We start from the raw sequence: 21,988 nt of genomic DNA on the forward strand, positions 1-21,988 counted from the left end.
CATCGCCATCGCGAGCAAGCTCGCGATGGCATCGGCCGCATCAGCGAATGAACAGCCTATTGCCACAAGAGAGGCACCCTCAGTATATGGCAGATTTTCAAGCCAAGTCCCGAGGCGCACGATACCCCCATGAACACACTCATCGCTTTCTATCAACATCTCGGCCTGGCCCTTTCCCTGCTGGTCATCGTCACCTTCCTGCTGGCCGGCACCATCAAGGGTGTGATCGGCCTGGGGCTGCCGACCATCTCCATGGGCTTGCTCGGACTGGCTATGGCGCCGGCGCAGGCTGCGGCGTTGCTTATTATCCCGGCGACCCTGACCAATCTCTGGCAACTGGCGTTTGGCGGCCATCTGCAAGCGCTGGTCCGGCGCCTGTGGCCGCTGCTGCTGGCGATTTTCATGGGCACCGGGCTCGGTACGCTGTGGCTCGGTATGACGGGTGGGGCTTGGGTCGTGCGGGCCTTGGGCGGGGCGTTGTTGCTGTATGCGTTGAGCGGACTGTTGCTGCCAACGCTGCGGGTCGGTGCCGATGTCGAATCGTGGATCGCTCCGCTTTGTGGGCTGCTGACCGGCCTGATCACGTCCGCCACCGGTGTGTTCGTCATTCCGGCGGTGCCCTATCTGCAAGCGCTGGGCTTGAGCAAGGATGAACTGGTGCAAGCCTTGGGCTTGTCATTCACCGTTTCTACGCTGGCCCTGGCCGCCGGCCTGTTGTGGCGCGGCGAACTGGGCGGGGGCGAGTTGAGCGCTTCGTTACTGGCGCTGGCACCGGCGCTGCTGGGGATGTGGCTGGGGCAGTGGTTACGCCAGCGGATCAGCGCCGTGTTGTTCAAACGGACATTTTTCATCGGCCTCGGCGTGCTCGGCGGCCATCTGCTGATCAGCGGCTAGCCGAGGACGGGCTGAGCATGTCGACGCGGCGGATGTCGAAGTCGCGCTCCAGATAGTCCATGCGTTGCTCGAAGAATTGCCGCATGTGCGGCAGGTTCGAGTGCACCTCCAGGTGCGCCTGGGAGGCCCAGATTTCATAGAAGATGAACAGCGTTGGATCCTGCTGGTCCCGCAGCATGTGATATTCGATGCAACCGGGCTCGGCACGGCTTGGTTCGACGTAGGCGCGAAACAGCGCTTCGAAGGCTTCGGTTTTTTCCGGGCGGGTCTTGGCATGCAGGATGAAACCGTGCAGTTCGCTCATGGGGTGCCTCCTGAAATGACAGTCGGCTGAATTTTATGGCAACAATCAATGGTCGATTCGTGCGTTTTGATCAAATCACTTTTGTCGTGCCGGGCCTTATTCCGCGCGAGGCTCATCGATACTCTGCCGCCATCATTTTCAACCTTTCCATGCAGCGGCCCTCCAACGGCCCACGCCGTGGAACCCGATGAGGCTCCCCATGAAAAAAGTCCTGTTGCTCAACGGCGGCAAACAATTCGCCCACTCCGACGGTCGCTACAACGCCACCCTCCACGACACGGCGCTCAGCGTGTTGGACCGTGGCGGTTTCGATGTGAAAGCCACCTTCATCGACGGCGGCTACGACGTCCAGGAGGAAGTCGCCAAGTTCCTCTGGGCCGACGTGATCATTTACCAGATGCCAGGCTGGTGGATGGGCGCCCCGTGGACCGTGAAGAAATACATCGATGAAGTCTTCACCGAAGGCCACGGCAGCCTCTATGCCAGCGACGGTCGGACCCGTTCCGATGCCTCGCAGAAATATGGCAGTGGCGGCCTGATCCAGGGCAAGCAGTACATGTTGTCCCTGACCTGGAACGCCCCGCAGCAAGCCTTCGACGACCCGACCGACTTCTTCGAAGCCAAGGGCGTAGACGCGGTGTACTTCCCATTCCACAAGGCCAATCAGTTCCTCGGCATGACCGGCCTGCCAACCTTCCTGTGCGTGGACGTGATGAAGCGCCCGAACATCGAAGAGGATGTGGCGCGGTATGAGCGGCATTTGATCGAGGTGTTCGGCCTTTCGCGGTAATCCGGCTACTATCGGGACCTACCTGAAGGCCATGATGCATCTGTGGCAAGCCCTGTCACATTGAGTTGCATGTCATGAGAGGACACCCGTGAAAGCCAGATCCGACGAGTTGCAGATTTTCGTCTGCGTGATCGAGTGCGGATCGATCTCCGCCGCCGCCGAACAGGTCGGGCAGACGCCATCGGCGGTCAGCCGCACGCTATCGCGGTTGGAGGCCAAGCTCGACATCACGCTGATCAACCGCACCACGCGGCGCATGGACCTGACCGAGGAGGGCAAGTATTTCTTCGAACAGGCCAAAGGCATCCTCGACCAGATGGATGAACTGGAAGAGCGCCTGTCGTCCCGCCAGAAAAATCCTGCGGGACGCTTGCGGATCAACGCGGCCTCGCCGTTCATGCTGCACGCCATCGTCCCGCACATTGAAGAGTTCCGCAGGCTTTACCCGGACATCCAACTCGAACTCAACAGCAACGACCTGATCATCGACCTGCTGGAGCAAAGCACTGACATCGCCATCCGCATCGGCACCCTCACCGACTCGACGCTCCACGCCCGCGCCCTGGGCTGCAGCCCGTTGCACATCCTCGCCAGCCCGGCCTACTTGAAGCGGCACGGCACACCCACCAGCGTCGTCGAACTGGCGGAGCATGCGTTGCTGGGGTTTGCCCAGAACGAGGGCCTCAATCAATGGCCGCTGCGCCACCGGCACGGTGATCGCTGGCCGATCCAGCCGGCCATCAGCGCGTCCAGCGGCGAGACTGTGCGGCACCTGGCCCTGCAAGGGCAGGGCATTGCTTGCCTGTCAGACTTCATGACCCGCGAAGACATCCAGGCCGGTCGGCTGAAGGTGCTGCTGGCCGATGCCAACAGCGGATACCGCCAGCCGATCAATGCGGTGTACTACCGCAACTCGCAGTTGGCCCTGCGGATCCAGTGCTTCCTGGACTTCATCCAGGGCAAGCTCGTCGACTATGCCTCGCGGGACTTCAAGGGCTGATTCGTGACTTCAAGGCAAGAGTGATTTGGGCAATGTGGACTGTTTCGGCAAGGACCAGTCCTCGATACTCGTCCCATCACTCAGGTTGCAAGGAGTTATCCATGAACGTATTCATCACCGGCGCTGCCGGTTTTATCGGCGGTTCCATCGCCACCGGCCTGGCACGCGCCGGGCATCAGGTTCGCGGTCTGGTGCGCAGTGCCGAACAGGCGAGCGAACTCACTGCGCTGGGCATCGAGCCGGTCATTGGCACCCTCGAGGACAGCGCGCTGCTCACCGAACAGGCCCGTGCCGCCGACGCCGTGATCAATGCCGCCAGCAGCGATCATCGTGGTGCGGTCGAAGCCCTGATCGAAGGGCTCGAAGGCTCGAACAAAGTGCTGTTGCACACCAGCGGTTCGAGCATTGTCGGCGATGCGTCCGGTGGTCGTCACAGCGATGACATCTACCGGGAAGGCCATCTGCCGCCACCCACTGTCGATAAAGCGGCCCGCGTCGCCATCGACAATCTTGTCCTGGATGCCGCCCAGCAAGGCGTGAATTCGGCGGTGATCTGCAACACCTTGATCTACGGCCACAGCCTGGGGGTCAAGCGTGACAGTGTGCAGTTGCCACGCCTGCTCAAGCAGGCGCGTAAAAGCGGGGTGGTACGGCATGTAGGACCGGGGCAGAACATCTGGTCCAACGTGCACATCGAAGACGTGGTCGAGCTGTACAAACTGGCCCTGACCCGTAACGTACCCGGCACGTTCTATTTCGTTGAAAGCGGCGAGGCCTCGTTCATCGACATGACCATTGCCCTGGCCCGAGCGCTGAAGCTGGGCGAGCCGCAAGATTGGCCGCTGGCCGAAGCCGAGGCCGAATGGGGCTACGAAATGGCCAACTATGGCCTGGGTTCCAACAGCCGTGTGCGAGGCACGAACGCCCGTGAGCTGCTGGGCTGGACGCCGAAGCGGACGTCGGTGGTGGAGTGGATTCTTGATGAGATGGTGTGAGTACCCTCAAAGCCATCCGTAACACATAGGACCTGTGGGAGCGGGCTTGCTCGCGAAGGCGGTGTGTCAGTCGATAAACAGGCTGCCTGACACGCCGCCTTCGCGAGCAAGCCCGCTCCCACAAGGTCCCATGCGGGCCTGATACTTTTCAGTCGTGCTGCACGCCGGCGCGCTTGAGCATTTGCTTGCAACGCTCGGACAGGTGAAACACCCGCAGGTGCTTGCCCGCTTTGCTGTAGCGCTCGCGCAGGGTCTTGAGTGCGGCGACGGCCGAGTAATCGACGAAGCGCAAATGACGGCAATCGAGGGTTACCAGGGCCGGGTCGTTGGCCGGGTCGAACTGGTTGAGGAACGGCGTCGACGAGGCGAAGAACAGCGTGCCGTGCAAGCGATAAAGCTTGCTGCCGTCGGCTTCCTCATGGGTGTCGGCGTACAGCTCCCGGGCTTGTTGCCAGGCGAAGTTGAGCGCCGCGATGATAATCCCGCAGAGCACGGCCACGGCCAAGTCGGTGAACACCGTGATCACCGTCACCGCGATGATGACCAGCACATCGTTGCCCGGCACTTTGTTGACCACCCGCAACGAGGCCCAGGCGAATGTCTGCTGGGACACCACGAACATCACGCCCACCAGTGCCGCCAGCGGAATGCGCTCGATCAGTGGCGACAGGAACAGCACGAACAGCAACACCATTACCCCGGCCACTACACCGGATAACCGTCCGCGCCCGCCCGAGCTGAGGTTGATCATCGTCTGGCCGATCATGGCGCAACCGCCCATGCCGCCCAGCAACCCGGAGGCCATATTGGCGGCTCCCAACGCCACGCATTCACGGTCCGGATAACCGCGACTCTCGGTGATTTCATCGGTCAGGTTCAAGGTCAGCAGGGTTTCCAGCAAGCCGACCATCGCCATGATCACCGCATAGGGCGCGACGATTTGCAGGGTCTGCAGGTTCCAGGGAATGTCCGGCAGGGCAAAGGTCGGCAAGCCGCCAGCGATGTGGGCCATGTCGCCCAGCGTTCGGGTCGGCAGGCCGAGCAGGTCCACCGCCAGGCCAACACCGAGGATGGCCACCAGCGCCGGCGGCACGCTGCGGGTCAGGCGCGGCAGCAGGTAGACGATGGCCATGGTCAGCGCCACCAGGCCGGCCATCAGGTACAGCGGCGGGCCGCTCAGCCAGGCCTCGCCATTCTTGAAGTGCTCCAGTTGGGCCAGGGCAATGACGATCGCCAGGCCGTTGACGAAGCCGAGCATCACCGGGTGCGGCACCATGCGCACCAGCTTGCCCAGGCGCAACAACCCGAACGCCATCATGATCAGCCCGCCCAGCAGCACGGTCGCCAATAGGTACTGCACGCCGTGCTGCACCACCAGCGCGACGATCACCACCGCCATGGACCCCGCCGCGCCTGACACCATTCCGGGTCGACCGCCGAACAACGCGGTCAGCGTGCAGAGGATGAACGCGCCGTACAGCCCCATCAGCGGATTGAGGTGAGCCACCAGGGCAAAGGCGATGCACTCGGGGAGCAAGGCGAAAGAGGTGGTGAGGCCGGCGAGGATGTCGGCGCGAAGACGGGCTGATTTCATGATTTACCTGACTGGGCGCCGGTGGAGCGTCGGCTGCCGGGGAGTGGTGCAAAAAACAGGTGCGGATAGTACGGAATTGAGTGCGGGGCGGCCAGCCGTCACCAGAGAATGGTTCTGCATGAAAGTCCTGCGCCGGATTTTCATAGCGGCCGCATCACGATGTCTGTCAGCGACATTTCTTGTCTAGGTACGAAAATTACTTTCAGTGGGTTTGAAGATTTCTCGGTGAAATGATTTATGAGTTTCAGAACACATCGACGTGACCCCATTCGAGGAGTAACGCATGGCACCTGCTTTCGGTTATTGGCTACTGGTCTACGCGGCCATCGCCATCATTGCGCTGATCGTCTTGATCGCCCGCTACCGGCTCAATCCATTCATCGTGATTACCCTGGTCTCCATTGGCCTGGCGTTGCTGGCCGGGATGCCTCCGTCGGGTGTGGTGGGGGCGTACGAGGCGGGTGTCGGCAAGACGCTGGGGCACATTGCGCTGGTGGTGGCCTTGGGCACGATGCTCGGCAAGATGATGGCCGAGTCCGGCGGGGCGGAGCGGATGGCGCAGACGCTGATCGAACGCTTCGGCGAGCGCAACGCCCACTGGGCGATGGTGTGCATTGCCTTCCTGGTGGGCTTGCCGTTGTTCTTCGAAGTGGGCTTTGTGCTGCTGGTGCCCATCGCCTTCACCATCGCCCGGCGTGTGGGTGTGTCGATCCTGATGGTGGGGCTGCCGATGGTCGCCGGGCTTTCGGTGGTCCATGCCCTGGTGCCGCCGCACCCCGCCGCGATGCTGGCGGTGCAGGCGTTCCAGGCCTCGGTGGGCCAGACCTTGCTGTACGCGATCCTGATCGGCATTCCCACCGCGATCATTGCCGGCCCGCTGTACGCCAAATTCATCGTGCCGCGCATCCAGCTACCGGCCGAGAACCCGCTGGAGCGACAATTCCTCGACCGCGAGCCGCGCGCCAGGCTGCCGGGTTTCGGCGTGACCCTGGGGACCATTCTGCTGCCGGTGATCCTGATGCTGATCGGCGGCTGGGCCAACCTGATCTCCACGCCGGGCAGCGGTTTCAACCAGTTCCTGCTGTTCATTGGCAACTCGGTGATCGCCTTGCTGCTGGCGACCATCCTCAGCTTCTGGACCCTCGGCCTGGCCCAGGGCTTCAACCGTGAATCGATCCTCAAGTTCACCAACGAATGCCTGGCACCGACCGCCAGCATCACCTTGCTGGTGGGTGCAGGCGGTGGTTTGAACCGAATCCTGGTGGACGCCGGGGTCACGCAACAGATTGTCGGCCTGGCCCAGGAGTTCCAGCTGTCACCGCTGGTCATGGGTTGGCTGTTCGCCGCACTGATGCGCGTTGCCACTGGATCGGCCACGGTGGCGATGACCACGGCCTCGGGCATCGTCGCGCCCGTGGCGATTGGCCTGGGTTATCCCCACCCCGAACTGCTGGTGCTGGCCACCGGGGCCGGGTCGGTTATCTTTTCCCACGTCAACGACGGCGGCTTCTGGCTGATCAAGGAATACTTCAATATGACCGTCACGCAAACCTTCAAGACCTGGACTGTGCTCGAAACGCTGATTTCCGTGGTCGCGTTCGCCTTGACCCTCGGGCTTTCGCGCTTGCTTTGAGCGCAACGCACCCCAACAGGAGCCGCCATGGACATCCTCTACCAGATCCGTTCCCGCCAGGATTCCTTCAGTGCCGGCGAAGGAAGAATCGCCCGGCTGATGCTTGAAGACGTCGGCTTCGCCGCCTCCGCCAGCCTCGATGAACTGGCCCAACGGGCGGAAGTCAGCAGCGCTACCCTGTCGCGCTTCGCTCGTACTGTCGGTTGCCGCGATCTTCGCGACCTGCGCCTGCAACTGGCCCAGGCCAGCGGTGTCGGTAGCCGTTTCCTCGACCCCGCCGGGGCGCCGGAGCAATCAGCGTTTTATGGACAGATCGTCGGCGATATCGAAGCGACTCTGCGCCAGCATCTGTCGGCATTCGAAGAGTCGCGGTTCGGCGATGCCGTGCGGATGATCGGCAAGGCGCGAATGATCCATGCGTTCGGCCTCGGTGGCTGGTCGGCGTTGTGCGGCGAGGAGTTGCAGGTGCGGCTGGTGCGTTTCGGCTACCCGATCGCCGCCTGTCGCGACCCGGTGATGATGCGCATCACCGCCACTTCGCTGAGCGACCAGCATCTGGTCATCGCCTGTTCACTGACCGGTATCACGCCGGAGCTGTTGAGTGCCGTTGAATTGGCCCGCAGCTACGGCGCGGCGATCCTGGCCGTTACCCGCGCCGACTCGCCGCTGGCCCAACTGGCCGACTGCGTGCTGCCCCTGCAAGGCGCCGAAACCTCGTTCATCTACAAACCCACGGCGGCGCGCTACGGCATGCTGCTGGCCATCGACGTGCTCGCCACCGAGCTGGCGCTGGCCCATCCCGAAGACAATCAAGAGCGCCTGCGGCGAGTCAAACTCGCCCTGGACGATTACCGCGGCGGCGACGATCACTTGCCGCTGGGAGACTGACATGCTGTACGACACGCTTATTCGCAACGCGTTGGTCATCGATGGCCGCGATACCCCCGGCTATAACGCCGACGTAGGGATTCGCGCCGGGCGCATCGAGCGCATCGGCGACCTGGGCGATGCCCAGGCGCTTGAAGAAATCGACGCCGCCGGTCGTGTGCTGGCGCCGGGTTTCATCGATGTGCACACCCACGACGACACGGTGGTGATTCGCCAACCGCAGATGCTGCCCAAGCTCAGTCAGGGCGTGACCACGGTGATCGTCGGCAACTGCGGCATCAGCGCTTCGCCGGTGAGCCTGCGGGGCGATCCGCCGGACCCGATGAACCTGCTTGGCACGGCCCAGGCATTCGCCTACCCACGCTTCGGGGATTATCGTGGGGCGGTAGAGGCGGCGAAGCCGGCGGTCAACGTGGCCGCGTTGGTCGGGCACACGGCGTTGCGCAGCAATCACATGGATGATTTGTTGCGCACTGCCTCGGCGGAAGAAATCGCTGCCATGCGCCGGCAATTGCGCGAAAGCCTGGAGGCCGGTGCACTGGGCTTGTCCACCGGCCTGGCCTATGCCAACGCATTTTCGGCGTCCACCGACGAAGTCATGCAACTGAGCGAAGAGTTGAGTGCATTCGGCGCGGTCTACACCACCCACCTGCGCAGCGAATTCGAGCCGGTGCTCGAGGCCATGGACGAGGCGTTCCAGATCGGTCGTCATGCGCAGAGCCCGGTGATCATTTCCCACCTCAAGTGTGCCGGGGCCGGTAACTGGGGACGCAGCCCGCAGGTGCTCGCGGCGTTGGAGAACGCGGCGAAAACCCATCCGGTCGGCTGCGACTGCTATCCCTACGCGGCCAGCTCCTCGACCCTGGATCTCAAGCAAGTGACCGATGCCCATCGCATCACCATCACCTGGTCGACACCACACCCGTCAATGGGCGGACGCGACCTGACCGACATCGCCGGCGAATGGGCGGTGTCGCTGTTGGAAGCGGCGCGGCGCCTGCAACCGGCTGGCGCGGTGTACTACGGCATGGATGAGGGCGATGTCCGCCGAATCCTCGCCCATCCGCTGTCCATGGTCGGCTCCGACGGATTGCCCGAAGACCCGTTTCCCCATCCGCGCTTGTGGGGCGCATTCCCACGGGTTCTGGGCCATTTCAGTCGTGATGTCGGGCTGTTTGCGCTGCACACCGCCGTGCACAAGATGACCGGTTTGTCGGCGGCGCGCTTCGGCTTGAAGGACCGTGGTGAAATCCGTGAAGGCCATTGGGCGGATCTGGTGCTGTTCAACCCACGCACTGTTCGCGATGTGGCCGATTTCAACGAGCCGCAACGATCTGCCGAAGGGATTGATGGCGTGTGGGTCAATGGTGTCTTGAGCTACCTCGAAGGGCAGGCAAACGGGCGCCGGAAAGGGCTGTTCCTGGCGCGGGAGGGCGACCTGCGCCAGGGGTTTGGTCCAGCCAATGGCGTGTAAGCGGCTGATATTGGGTAAATTGGCGTCACAATAATGGCACTGCGACACTAAAGAAGCCGGGCCCAAGGCCGAAGCATTGGGGTCAACCCATCTAAACTGGGTCTTTTCAGCCAGGGAGCAACCCATGAGCTTCGGTAAAACCACCCCGATCCTGCGGATCTTCGATGAAACCAAGGCGTTGGCGTTCTATGTCGACTTCCTGGGCTTTACCGTCGACTGGCAACATCGCTTCGGTGATAACTTCCCGTTGTACTTGCAGGTCTCCCGTGGCGACTGCGTGTTGCACCTGAGCGAGCACCATGGCGATTGCACGCCGGGCTCGGCCCTGCGGATCGAGACCGATGAGCTGGAAGCGTTCCAACAGCAATTGCAGGACAAGGCGTATCGCTACGCCCACCCCCAGATCCAGGCCATGCCCTGGGGGAGCCAGGACATGACGGTGGTCGATCCGTTTGGGAACCGGTTGGTGTTTACCAATGCGATCACTGTCTGAGAGGCGCTCCCGCTCGAATCCTCCAGGCCTGGCAGGATCCGAGCGGGTTTGAATTGGCCAGATGCAGTCAGGGACTGAGACCAGGGCGCGGAGCACGACTGATAGCCAAGACATGCTCGTTGTATTTCGCATAGTCCATAGCGTGGCGCCCCGTCTTGATACTGACGCTTTCCGGGATAATGCCGCTGCAATTGAAACAGGCAATGAAAGGTTTCGGTTCGTCCACGCCGGTTATTTTGTGGGTGAACAGTTGCGTGTTCGACAGCTTCATTTCAGCTTGACCCGGGTAGAGCGCAACGACCGAGTTGATCAGGCGGACTTCTCCGTGCGCCCCTGGCCCGCCCGTGAGCGTGGGAATGATGTTGTCGGATTTCTCGATGTGCTTGGCGATGAGGTTCTGGGTGTATTGCTGAAGTTCATGGACGTCCTCGACAGTCCTGCTCAGCGTGGGGTCGCTCTTTAACTCGTCAAGGTCCAGTTCGATTTTATGGATCGGATCGTTTTTCGTCGCGCGGTATCGTTCGGCCAGGTCGGCCAGGTATTCATGGGTATTGCCAATCCTGTAGCTGCCGAACTTCAGGTAGAAACTTTCGCTTTGGGCGGTGCCGCCATACGTCTTGTCTACGCCACGGTATCCCTCCGGGCCGGATTTAGGCCCGGTGAGGTTGTAGAATTCGTTGAGACCCACGCCCAAGCCCTCGACCAAACCATGGGAGTGAACGACCAGCTCCTTGCGTTTGGTTTTGCTGAAACTGGGGCTGGCATCGGGGTCTGCAGGACCTTCTTGATGAGTGCCGGCACGTTTTTTAGCGTGTTTCGTCGGTGGCGGCTGCATCATTTTCAGGGAGCGGGCGTGGCCATCCTCTTTCATCCATTGGATGAAATCCTCCTTCATCCACCCTTGACGGTCGACAAACCTGAGGGGGTTGTTTCCCACCATGCCATACAGGTTCAAGCCATCGACCGCCCCTGCCGGGTCGGGGCTGATCCAGCGTTGCAACCACGGCGCGTAGTACCGCTGCCCGTAGTAATACAGGCCACTGGCATCGCGTTCCTTGCCGGAGTAGCGAAGGGTCCGGTAATCGGCTTCCACGGCCGAGCGGGAAGCCTGCCAAGCGGTTGCGCCGTAGGGCAGGTAGCTTTCCTGGCTGAGCAGGCCGCCCTGGTCGTCGAGTTCCAGTGAGCTGGAGCCCAGGTGGTCGCCAAGGCCATAGCGAATCGGGTTGGCGGCGATACCGGACGGTCGGCCTTCGGTCCAGTGCAGGTAGCGCACGTTGTAGCGACCGGCTTGCAGGGTGATGACTTCCAGGCGTTCATTATCGCGCGTGCGAATTTCGAGGCCTGGCAGATAACGGACTTCCCGAGTGTGAACCCGTGTTGCGCCCAGGGTTGTGTGGAGCTTGCGTACCCGTTGGCCGCCGCTGTCGTAGCGATAGCGCTCGATGTCATCGGCAGCGTTTTCACGCCGCACCAACACCACGCCGTCGAGCTGGTTGCGCAGGTTCCACGTCAGCGTCTGGCCCGGGGCAAGCGCCTGCTGGTTGCCGTTGGCATCGAAGTCCACTGCCACGTCGGGCGTCGATTGGCCTTTGTTCCAGGCGCGCAGGCGATTGCTCGCGGCGGCCACGTTCAGGGTCCGGGTGTAGTGGTTACCGTCGCGACGATGGCGCAACTCAATCAGGTTGCCGCCGGCGTCGTACTCGTAGTGTTCGGTGAAGTTGAACAGCTGATTCGGGTCGATGGGTGTTTTGCCGAGGGCTGGAAGGTCCGGGGGGCTGGTCAATCCGGCGGCCTCGCGGCCCGTCGCGCTGATCAATTGGTAAAGGCTGTCGTAGGTGAATGTGCTGGCGGCTTCGACCCGCTGGTTATTGCCGAACTGCACCGGTTGGGCCTTGTCCTCGAGATGCGTCACGTTGCCCACCGGGTCGTAGGTGTAGCGCAGATCCTGCAAGGTGCTGGCCGCCCGCGACGTACGCAGGGCGATCAATCGACCGTTGGCCGGATCGAACACGGCGCGACTGACGACCCCATTGCCGGCCGTCTGGGACTCGATCTGGCCGGACGCGTTATAGATCAGATCGCTCATGATGACTTTTTCGGTCGCTGTGTTGCTTATCTGCAGGCCCACGGCCTTGAGCTGACCGGCAACATCGAACGAGTAGCGCTGTTGGTGCTGGGCGGCATCGGTCTGCTGGATAAGCTCGGCGAGGGCGTCGTAGCGCCAACTGGTGGTGTAGCCGTTCCCCTGTTCCAGCAAGCGATCGCGGTCTATCTCCTGCACTGGCCAGTCCAGGCGTTCGGCGGTGGCCAGCAGGTGCCGGGTCTGGCTGAGAGGTTTGGCGCAAAGCCCATAGCCATGGATCAGCAGGGTGCCGGCGCTGTCATCGTGACGGATCAGCGCACCGCAGCGGTTATGCACTGCGAACTCCGGCGAACTGTCGCCGTAATGCCGGCATTCGACCCTGCGCGGCACGTCGCCGGCCGCTTGCTCATGGACGGCCGTCATGCGCAGTTGCGTGTCGTAGGTGGTTCGCCAATAGGTGCCTCGCTGATCCCAGCAGTGCGATAGCTGCCCTGCTTCGCCAGGCAGGTACAGGCGCCACCCGGCATCGATACTGTCGAGCAACAGCGTCTTGCCGGACAAACTGAAGAGCGTCCGCAGGTTCGCCCCGCCGGTCGCCATAGCAAACAGTCGAGGATCACGCTGCGCCACCGCTCGTCCCGCCGCGTCATAGTCTTGCTGGGTAATGCGCGTCTGGGAGGGGGCCTGGGCGTCGCGCCGGCAGTAAGCGATTTGCCGCACGGGCAGGCCACGGCCGTCGAGAGCGTTAATCGTGGGCGTCTTGTGATGAAGGCGTGGGTTCATGCGCCACCTCCGGTCGTGGTGGTGTGTTCGGACAGGACTTCCTGCAGCGTGTCATTCTCGTCCTCGTCCACGGTGTACCAGGGATGACGTGTATGCCGACGCATGTAGGCGAGACCATTTTGCCTGGCGAGTAACGCGTGGCTGGGGCGTCCGAGTGGGTCGTAGAAGTGTTGGTCGAAATGCCCGGACTGGCGCAAGGACGCATCGTTGATGTGGCTGTGCCGGTCGGCGAAATAAGGGCGGTAGATACGCACCGCCAGGCCCTTGCTGTTGTATTCCACCCGTTCGCTGACACGCCAGCGCCTGGCGGCGATCTGCTCCTTAGGCTTTTTGTCCGTCAGCGTCAGGTCGCCCTTGGCGTCGACGACATAAGCCCGGCCCGGTTCGACGAGTTGCTTGCTTTGCAGGGTTCGCCCGAAGCCATCGAAGCCACTGACGGCGATGCGGATTTGTCTTCGGTCGTCATCCGGGAAGCGGTCGGCGACCAGCGTGGCGATGTGTATTGGTTCACGGGGCGCGGCTTCGATTTCGTTTTTCAGCTTGAGATCGTCGGCGCAGGGTGTCTGGAGCTCCGCCAGGCGGGCTCGGGCCGATGCGCGGATATGGCCGGAGGGCAGCAGGTCGCCGTTGCCCATGCAACGCGCCAGCCAGTCGGTGTCCGCCCGGGCAACCTTCGATACACGCCCCATCCAACTGAAGGGCGCGTAATAGAGGGTCGTGGCGGCGTCTTGCAGGGCGTCCCCGCTTTGGTTGATGGCGGCTGCGGGGCTGCTGAGCGGTGGTCGTTTGAACTGTGCGAGCGGCTTGAACCCTACGGGTGTGTGGTGCTCGTCCCCATGAAAAGAGCTAGCCAATACTTGGCCGAACGCATCGAACAGACTTTCTTGTACGTTACCGTTGGGGTCGATGATGCGCAGGGGCTGGAGCGAACGGTAATCGTAGAACGCTTGGGTGGTGCAGCCGTCGGGCAGTTTGAAGGTGGTGACAAGACAAGCGTATGGGTCATGGCCTATCTCGTACACGCCTTGGCTTTTGCTCGGTTGTACGGTCCTGGTTTGGTAGAAGCCCGCCAATGGCGCGTAGGTGGTGAAAGCGCTTTTGACTGACCAGAGTTTTTTCTCAGGCGCGGTGTCGAGCAGGAAATCGCTCATTCGGTGATAACCCATTCGTTCCAATAGTTTTCCTTTGGGCCGGCTGTCCTGTGGCAGTAATTGGAAAGCGCCCAAGGCCGTTTCATCCAGCTCGGCGCTTTCCAGATGATCGACCAGGGCCTGGAAATCGGCGACGCCGTCCGGCAGAGTCGCTGCGCTCGACGCGCGTCTGTAGCGCTGCACGGACAAGCCGGTCAGCACGCCTTGGGTTTTCCAGGTTGTCTGTTGCGTGAGTTCGCTGAGCGTTTCGAAAGACAGGTTCTGTGGGCTCAACCCCTTATCCTCAGGGAGCTTGGGTCGTTGCAACGCCTGGGTGCGCTGGCGATAAGGGAGGCCGAGTCGCCATTGCTGGGGCGCCTGCAGGTGGATGAATTCGGCACGGGTTTCGTTCAGGTAGTAGAGCTGCTGCGCCGGGTCATGCGCGTCGCGCCACCACTGTTGCTGTTCGGCGTCGCTGAACGGTGGTGTATCGCTGGTGGTTTTTCGTCGGGCGTAATGGATGTCCACGCTGTGGGTCAGCGCGCCGTACCGGTCGTGTTGCAGGTTCAGGGTGTGTCGGCATTGCGGGTCATCGGTAATGCCTTCGTACTGGTAGCGGATGGACTCCAGCAGCAGGGGCAACATTCGGGCCTGCTGGCGAACGCTGTCGGGCGCTTGCAGCAGGCGCAGCCCATAACGGTTTTCCTCCACCGAATACAGACGGGTGGTTTTCAACTGTCTGTCGATGCCGAAGACCTCGCTGCGCAATACCCGGCCACATAGGGCGCGGGACATTTCCAGTTCGGTCGCCGCATCTGGCGAGGCAATGATGCGATCCTGTAACGACTCTGGCGGCCAGTGACACAGCAAGGTTTTACCCAGTGGCACGGCTTGCTTGTCTGCCCGGCTATAGCCATTGCGTGGCAGGTTCACCCTTCGCCCGGTGTGAAACCAGGTTTTTTTCAGGCAGGTGGCGGTCAAGGCCTGGACCTCTGTGTCGTCGGGGCTCGCTTCAGTGTCGGTTTGCAGTAACAGGCCAAAGCCCCGAAACTCACGTTCGAGGCCGTCGTAATAACCCTGGCGATAGGAGAATGCCTGGGTCAGTCGATTGCCGGTTATTTCATCCACTTGGGTCTGAGCGCAAACCAGGTGCAGGGCCAAGGGCAAGCGACAGGTGAGGGGCTTGCCGTCCGTCATCCGCTGCAGTTTTTCATCCAGCCACTCCTGGGCCGAGCTACGGTAGCGGATGCGCTGATCGGCGCCCATGTTGTTGTGGATGCCGGTGAGCAGGTACGGTTTGGCGCTGACGAAGTCATAGCGCCAGTGCCGCGGGCTCATGTGCGGCGCGCTCAGGATCAGGCTGGCGCAACCGAGCCCTTGCAGGTCGGCGATGCTGACCTGGCACAGAGGGTCGTAGCGCAGGCCTTCCGGCCAGGGCAGGGCAACCGCGGGGCTGAAACCATGGCCGCAGCGGTTCATGAAAATCAGGGCCCGGTCCGCTTGCAGATAGATCAGGTCGACAGCGCCGGAGCCATCCAGGTCCGCCAGGCGGATACGCGCGGCGTCGAAGCTGTCGTAGGCCAGCCCAGGAAAGTCCAGCACCCTGGCGTTGCCGAAACGCCCTCGGCCTAGGTTGGGCCAGCACTTCACTTCGTTGTGACGAATGCGCACCAGATGCTGCTGGCCGCTGCCCAGTACATCGCTGAAAGCCACCAGTTCGCCGGCTGAGGCACTGAATAGGGGCAGGGCGTCTTCGTTTTCCTCGCGAGGGACTTCCACTGGGGGGGAAAAGCCGTGCTCCCGCTGGTTGGCATACAGGCGAACGCTGCGCGGGCCGATCACCGCCAGATCGCCGAGCCCGGCGCCCATCAGGTCGGCCAACTGCCCTTGGGGACTGAAAAACTCTGGCGCAAGTGCATTGAACGTGGCGAAGCCAGACCAGCTTCGTTCGGCATCGAGGGCGAAAAATCCGCTCACTTGCGGATGGGCGACGAGCCAATCCAAACGACCATCTCCCGTGAGGTCGCTCAGGGCCTGGTGCACCGGTGTGGCCATATCGGTCGCCGGAATGTTGGGGAGCGTTCGCCACGGCCCGTAGGCCACGTCGTTGCCTTCGGCCTTGGCCCGCACGGGCTCGCGGTAATGCCAGCCGTTGTCGGTTCGATGGAGTACCCCCGGCAGCCCTTCGCCGTACAGGTCCATCAGTTGATAGGCATGGCCGTCGTTGAGCCCCGGCATGTCCTGGAAACGGCGCCAGGCGCGGGGCTCAGGCGCAAGCTGGAAGGCGCTGTAGCTGAACTCGACGGGCGGTCGGCTTTCGGCCGCTTCACCTTCGCCGAACGCCTGGTCATGGGCGGCGCTCAAGTGCTGGTAACCCAGGGTTGTCTGGCGATAATCCAACAGCAAACGCCGCACCAGGACGGGGACGGCGCCCAATTCCTCAGGGAAACGGTGAAACATCAGGACCTGGCGACACAGCCGTTCGGTGCGCAACTCAAAACCGTAGGCGAAGCTGGAAAATGCATCGCTCCGGGCTTGCCACTGTTGCCCCTCATAGGCCGGTTTTTCTGTGTAGGCGGTGGTCCGTTCACCATAGTCGAACACCAGTTCGAAGTGCCATTGCACGTTCGCGAGCCGATCCGCTGTCCACGCGTAAAGGTGTGCATCGGCCTTGAAATTGCCATAGCTGACTTGGCTCAGATAGCGTTGGGCCGTGGTGTCTGTCTTGTACTGGTAGAGGATGTGCTCTCCGTGGGCGTTCAGGCTCTCTTCCAGCAGCCATTCGCCGACTCGGCTCGTATCCTGGGGGGCGGCGCGCCGTGCTGACAGGTGCTTGCCAAAAAGGTGAAGGCTGCCGTCTGCACCGTGCATCAGCCAGAAACCGACCTCATCGCCTTGCGAGGACCAATGTTCAATACGGTCGAAGCGGCTTTCGACTCTTGGAAAGTATCGGGTGACGGTATAGCGCGTACCCAGGTCCAGGCCGTTGTAGTGGTCGATGCGGGTGGCGGCGATGACGCCTTGTGAATCGCGCTCGGGTAGCCACGCCACCCCGGAGGGGCCGACGATCTCATCGTCCTCGGTATACGCCGGTACGCCCTTGCTGGTGCGTCGCGCCACGCTGGGTAACGACAATCCCCAGCCGATGCCGAACACCCCGTTGCCGAGCGAGCTGAGATAGTTCAGGGACAAGGGCGGCGCAAAGCCACGCCCAGGCGAAATGGGCAGGGCAATCTCATAGGAGGCCGTACCGTGGGCGCCGACGGGGCTCGATCCTTTGCCGATGCTTTGAATGGCGCCGCCCCCCTTGGGCAGGGACGGTGCGGTGACAGGCAGCGGGGCGTGTTCATTCATTGCACACCTCCACCGACCCTGGCGGTATAACTCACGTGCACGATGACGTCGGTCAGCGACTCCAGCAGGTCTTTTTGGGCCTCGGGGTTCGGGAAGTTCAGCTGCCACTTGGAAATCGCACCGGTGTATTCGAACGGCAGGTAGCGATCATCGTCGAAGCTCAGGGTGAACAGACCGTTGTCGTCGACACCCGTCGAAAGGGCAATCTGCTGGTTGGCGCGCCAGCTCTCCATGGCCCGGCCTTGATCGCCCGGCGACAGGAACACGGTGCTGGCGGTCTGGGTCAGCGTGGCTCGAATGTTTTCATAGGGCCCGACGACGGTGGGCAAGGTCACGCTGATGGTTTTGATGCGTCGCAGATAATGTTGCTGGTCCTTGTAATCGTCTTCGAACAATTGATGGGTCAGCTCGAACTCGCACCCGCCCTGCTTCAAGTCGGCGTGCAACTGCGCCCACTCCTTGTTGAGAGAGCTGGCAGCGGTTTTGCCCTTGAGTTGTCGCAACGATATTGTCTTGCGGATTTCCAGCTCCCGCTCGTGACGTTGCAGATATTCGGCGTGCATCTTCAACAGGTTCATCTTCAGCCGCTCGCCAGCGCCAAGCCCGCGATAGGTCGCATGCCAGGCGCCAGGTTGAATGAAGCGTGTGTCGAAGTCGGCTATTTCATGCTGCCAACAGGCTTCGGCGGCCAGGCACAGGCTCAATGTCGCGTCGTAGGCCTGGCGATACAGTGCGACCAACTGGCTGTTCAGCCATTGATACAGTTGCGCCTTGGTAAAGCGCTTGCTTAGGAAGTCGTAGTGGGCCTTGGCTTGGCCCAGGGTCGATTCGGCAAGCCGCAATTGCAGGCGAGTGGCGGTTTGCTGCTCGGTGAATTGCGCCAGTTGTGCGTCGATCTGGGCCAGTTCGAGTTGTGCCTGGTCACGAATCAGGGTCCATTCTTCTTCGCGACGATTGAACTGTGCCGTGCGATCGAGATGAGCCGCCGCCGTACGATCGTCGATGGCGGCGCCTTGGGCGAGTGCGGTAGCCGCGTGCATGGCACCTTCCCAGCGAATGCCGCCATTGCTGAAACCAAAGATGTTCGGAGCCATCATCAGGCCGCCAGCCGTGACCTGGGCGTCCGATGCCGAGAGCTCGGAGGCACCGCTGTTCAAGTACAACTGGCAGGCCAGGGTCTCGGCGCCACTGATACCGTTGTCCAGCAATTGCTGATAGTGATTGATCCGGCCCTGGACAATCGCCTTGCTGGCCAGCAAGGCCTGGCGATTGCGCTGATCGATGATCAAGGCCTGGCGTTGCAGGTCGACGGAAATTTTTGCCAGGTCCCAGGCTTGCTGTTGTTGCAGCTCCTGCAACTGGGCCTGTTCCTTGCGCTCGATCAGCGACAGCAACAGCGTGCCGAATTGGCTGAGGCTTTCCACGGCATTCTGGGCATGGCTGTGCATGACGGTGAAGCGATAATGGGGCAGGGTGACGCTCGGCAGACCTGTCGCCGGGCTGTCCGGGAGACTCAGGGCGTTGGCGCTGGAGAGCGCTCGCGGGTCCAGCGGCGCCGCGATGATCGGCAAATGCAGCGGCTTGCCGGCCATGTCGAGGTTATGTCGCAGGTTGTACAGGCGACTTTCAGCGAGATCCCAGCACTTGAGCAGTTGCGGATTGAATGGCAAATGCAAATACGGGCTGTCGATCGCCGGCAGGGTCAGCCGCGAGCTGCCTTCGCGAAGGGCCAGTGTGTGACTGTCGGTCAAGCCGGTCAGCGCGTATTCGAAAGTGCGCAGGCTGTCATCGGCGGTGTCGCTCAGCGCTTTCAAGCTGATGGCAGTCCAGGGATCGGCCGGTTGGACGACCGGGCGTGGCCCCAGCAGGTCCAGCACCCGCACATACCACAGCTTTGCCTCGCTGAGCCCGTCAGGGGTCATCTCGCGGTACGCGGCATCGCCTCGGCTGATCAGGATGTCGAGGTACAGGAAGTACAGGGCCTTGCGAAAGTGTACGGGATGACTGAGGGCAATCTGATGGGGATCGTGGGGGGCCTGGTGGGAATACGAAGGCATGCTGTTGTCGATCAGCGGCACGCTCCGCCAAAACGCCTTCCTGTCGCGACCCGGGTCGAAGGTATAGCGCAGCCAGCGCTCGGCCTCCTCGTGGTGCTGTTCAGCATTCAAGCGATGGGCGACCAGCCAGGGCAGATAGAGAAACAACTCGGTGAAGTAACGGCCATAGGCGCCATGGAAATCCATGCCGTTGGCCGAGTCACCGGGCATTGCGGGTTCCTGCAGGTGTTGTGTCGTCCAGTCGAACAGCTCATCCAGACTGTTTTCGGTACGGCGGATCAGTTCGGTGGCGAATACCGTGTTCAATCGGATGGGTGGGCGAAGTCGGCTGGAGGCGTCACTGGTTTCGATAGCGGACTTGGCGAAGTCGATGAATTGGGTGGTTCCCAGGCCGGGTGTCGTGACGTGAGTAATAGTCGGAGGTTGCTGGCGCTTTAAAGGGAGCTTCAGCGTAATAGCCTTGAGGACGGAATAGAGCTTCGTTGCCGGTTCGAGGGGATGGACGAACGCCACCCCGAGAAGAAGGGTGATGCCGTCGTGACCGGGATCGTTACCGGGCCACTCGAAATCAAAGGACTGCGCCAGGTGCTCCGCGGGTAGGGACTCGGCCACGACGGTCAGGTCGTCGTAGGTCAGGGGGCGGTCCGCTAAGGTGGGTGGTTGCCGGAAGACGACATATTGCTTGTTCAGCGGTTCATCGCGCAGAACAGCGAGGGGCCCCACGTCAAAAGGTTTGGCGTGCTCCCCTTGCAGGGTAATGGTTTCCGATGCGATTGTGGAAGAGCTTGTATTCTCACGCCGGCTCGCCTCGAGCAGTCGTCTTACGGCATCCGTGGAAATGAATTTACCTTCAAGGTTGGTCTGGCTGGATAGCGTGACGGTGGGCGAGTGTTCACTGTCTCTCAGTGCGTCAGGCGTGTGCCTGAAGGACAGCGTGAAGCGTCGGTCGAGAGAGACCGGGGTGTTGATGAGACGAAGTCTCGAACCTCCATTGAGCCTCATGTAGGGAGTTTGCGGCAGGCCTTGAGCAGGGAATACCAAAGTGAATTGAAGGTGAGGTTCAACAGTGGAGGAGTTATCCACCCTCAAGTGCATTGTGTTACGTGGCAGGTGAGTTATGAATCCTACGCCGGTAATGCCGATGTTAGCCGTCATGTGCAGTGTGAGCCTGGACCCGTGCCTGGTATAGCGCAGGTTGATCCGATCGCGATAGGCACTTTCGAAATCCGACATGCTAGAGGGCATGTCGCTGGGCGGAGCGGCTTCTACGAGTTCGAGGTCTGTGGAGGTTTTGGCTTGGATGCGCTGGACGGCAGCGTCCAGGAATGCTTTCTCGGTGGCGGAGTCCGCTGAGCGAACCGGTTCAAGGCTGAGGTGCTTGTCGATGCAAGTCGTTCTGTTGAAGACGAGGTTGTTGTCGGTGGTGACGCCCGACGCTACCAGGGATTTATAACCATACAGGGCCAGAAACAGGACGTCCTGCGAACCGTTGCTGTGCCGTACCGCAACGGTGCGTATCAACGCCTTGATTGCGTTCACGTCCTTGCTGCCAAGCGCCCCATCCTCGCAATAGCCTTGCAAGGCCACCCGCGGAGTGCTCCAGTTGCCGTCCTGTTTCTTGAAGCAATAGCTCAAGCGCAAGAGCGGGTGAGTCTTGCCCGATGGCGTGGTATTGGTCTGCGAAGGGGCGTTGGCGGAGGGATCCTGGTGGATGCATTCGGCCCAGGTCACGAACAGACGATTGTTGAACCAGACCGGCCGAATCGAGTGCTCGGCCGCATTCTCGGGAATGGGCACGTCGGCTTTTTCCCAGTCCGACCAGGCGTACGGATCCGACTGGTCCCGCTTGGGCGCGATGGCCGGTGGTGGCAGTGGCGTGCCGTCGAGTGGACGCTGGGCCATGTTCAACGAGCGCCAGAAGTAGCTATTTTCGGAGCGAGATTTGGCAATGAAGTAATAGGTGCTGTTGGCAAAGTCCGAGCCGTCGATGTAGCCGTTGAGAATGTTCAGGTTGGCGACTTCTTCGAAGCGAGTCAGGTAGGCCATGACCGCCGTTTGAACGGCATCGGGTTGAATCTGGTTCTGGCTGAGCTCGTTTTCCAATTGCCGGAAATTCTCGCTTTTGTTGGCCCTCAGGGCGGGGTCGAGATAAGTCGCGGGGAAGTACAGCAGTTTTTGATGGGCGGCCCAGGTGGGGTACTGATGCATCTCATCGCGCCACGTTTTCAGACGCTCGGCGCCAATACTGGCCGGGTCGTAACCGGGCTCCAGGTTCATCAGGATGCGGTTGATGTACTGCTGCAGGCTGGCAATGGCGCAGGCCACTGGCGTGGTGGGCACGTCCTGGCTGACCAGCACATCGAGCAGCCAGTATTCGTAGAGGTCACGGGCTGTCTTGAGCTGGTGGTTTTTTGTCGTGGCCTGGTCGGGCGCGACCTTGTTCAGATAGAGCGCCAGCAGGGCATCGCGCAGGCTTTCATCGAGCTGCTTTTTCAGGGCAACGGTCATATTCGATC

The 21,988-nt window shown here is 61.6% G+C and carries 13 protein-coding genes; 8 read left to right on the plus strand and 5 right to left on the minus strand.

Annotation, left to right across the window (positions count from 1 at the left end; all coding sequences use genetic code 11):
• The first annotated feature begins 129 nt into the window (after positions 1–129).
• Positions 130–894, plus strand: a complete 765-nt coding sequence (locus BT125_RS23825) for a sulfite exporter TauE/SafE family protein (RefSeq protein WP_072410998.1) — start codon at positions 130–132, stop codon at positions 892–894.
• Here the strand turns inward: BT125_RS23825 and BT125_RS23830 are convergent.
• The gene (locus BT125_RS23830) at positions 884–1,198 is read right to left on the minus strand and encodes a putative quinol monooxygenase (protein WP_072411000.1); all 315 of its coding nucleotides are present in this window, start codon (positions 1,196–1,198) and stop codon (positions 884–886) included. The genes BT125_RS23825 and BT125_RS23830 overlap by 11 nt on opposite strands.
• A gap of 199 nt (positions 1,199–1,397) precedes the next feature.
• On the opposite strand from BT125_RS23830, the gene BT125_RS23835 reads away from it, so the two are divergent.
• From BT125_RS23835 to BT125_RS23845, 3 genes are all read left to right on the plus strand, one after another.
• Positions 1,398–1,988: an NADPH:quinone oxidoreductase MdaB gene (locus BT125_RS23835; RefSeq protein ID WP_072411002.1), complete on the plus strand. Its 591-nt coding sequence runs from the start codon at positions 1,398–1,400 to the stop codon at positions 1,986–1,988.
• Between the two features lie 88 nt (positions 1,989–2,076).
• Positions 2,077–2,988, plus strand: a complete 912-nt coding sequence (locus BT125_RS23840; RefSeq protein WP_072411004.1) for a LysR family transcriptional regulator — start codon at positions 2,077–2,079, stop codon at positions 2,986–2,988.
• A gap of 101 nt (positions 2,989–3,089) precedes the next feature.
• Positions 3,090–3,983 (plus strand): NAD-dependent epimerase/dehydratase family protein, encoded by an 894-nt coding sequence (locus BT125_RS23845; protein WP_072411006.1) that lies wholly within the window; start codon positions 3,090–3,092, stop codon positions 3,981–3,983.
• A gap of 148 nt (positions 3,984–4,131) precedes the next feature.
• Here the strand turns inward: BT125_RS23845 and BT125_RS23855 are convergent, their stop codons facing one another.
• On the minus strand, positions 4,132–5,577 hold the full coding sequence (locus BT125_RS23855; protein ID WP_072411010.1) for a SulP family inorganic anion transporter: 1,446 nt from the start codon (positions 5,575–5,577) through the stop codon (positions 4,132–4,134).
• A gap of 283 nt (positions 5,578–5,860) precedes the next feature.
• Here BT125_RS23855 and BT125_RS23860 point away from each other — a divergent pair, with 283 nt between their 5' ends.
• The 4 genes from BT125_RS23860 (at position 5,861) to BT125_RS23875 (ending at position 10,065) form a co-directional block, all read left to right on the plus strand.
• Positions 5,861–7,210 (plus strand): GntT/GntP/DsdX family permease, encoded by a 1,350-nt coding sequence (locus BT125_RS23860; RefSeq protein ID WP_072411012.1) that lies wholly within the window; start codon positions 5,861–5,863, stop codon positions 7,208–7,210.
• A gap of 27 nt (positions 7,211–7,237) precedes the next feature.
• The gene (locus BT125_RS23865) at positions 7,238–8,098 is read left to right on the plus strand and encodes a MurR/RpiR family transcriptional regulator (protein ID WP_072411014.1); all 861 of its coding nucleotides are present in this window, start codon (positions 7,238–7,240) and stop codon (positions 8,096–8,098) included.
• A 1-nt stretch (position 8,099) separates the two neighbouring features.
• Positions 8,100–9,572, plus strand: a complete 1,473-nt coding sequence (locus BT125_RS23870) for an N-acyl-D-amino-acid deacylase family protein (RefSeq protein ID WP_072411016.1) — start codon at positions 8,100–8,102, stop codon at positions 9,570–9,572.
• Between the two features lie 124 nt (positions 9,573–9,696).
• Positions 9,697–10,065 (plus strand): glyoxalase superfamily protein, encoded by a 369-nt coding sequence (locus BT125_RS23875; RefSeq protein WP_060739274.1) that lies wholly within the window; start codon positions 9,697–9,699, stop codon positions 10,063–10,065.
• Between the two features lie 67 nt (positions 10,066–10,132).
• Here BT125_RS23875 and BT125_RS23880 read toward each other — a convergent pair whose 3' ends face one another.
• The 3 genes from BT125_RS23880 to BT125_RS23890 are packed head-to-tail and all read right to left on the minus strand — an operon-like array spanning position 10,133 to position 21,980.
• Positions 10,133–12,931: an RHS repeat-associated core domain-containing protein gene (locus BT125_RS23880; protein WP_072411018.1), complete on the minus strand. Its 2,799-nt coding sequence runs from the start codon at positions 12,929–12,931 to the stop codon at positions 10,133–10,135.
• Complete coding sequence (locus BT125_RS23885; protein WP_072411020.1) at positions 12,928–17,415, minus strand: SpvB/TcaC N-terminal domain-containing protein; 4,488 nt, start codon at positions 17,413–17,415, stop codon at positions 12,928–12,930. Before BT125_RS23885 ends, BT125_RS23880 begins: the two co-directional genes overlap by 4 nt.
• Entirely contained in the window at positions 17,412–21,980 is a 4,569-nt protein-coding gene (locus BT125_RS23890; protein WP_072411022.1) for a Tc toxin subunit A-related protein, read from the minus strand. Before BT125_RS23890 ends, BT125_RS23885 begins: the two co-directional genes overlap by 4 nt.
• Positions 21,981–21,988: the final 8 nt, after the last annotated feature.

This window comes from Pseudomonas sp. NFACC04-2, from assembly GCF_900119265.1.
Taxonomy (GTDB): domain Bacteria; phylum Pseudomonadota; class Gammaproteobacteria; order Pseudomonadales; family Pseudomonadaceae; genus Aquipseudomonas; species Aquipseudomonas fluorescens_AA.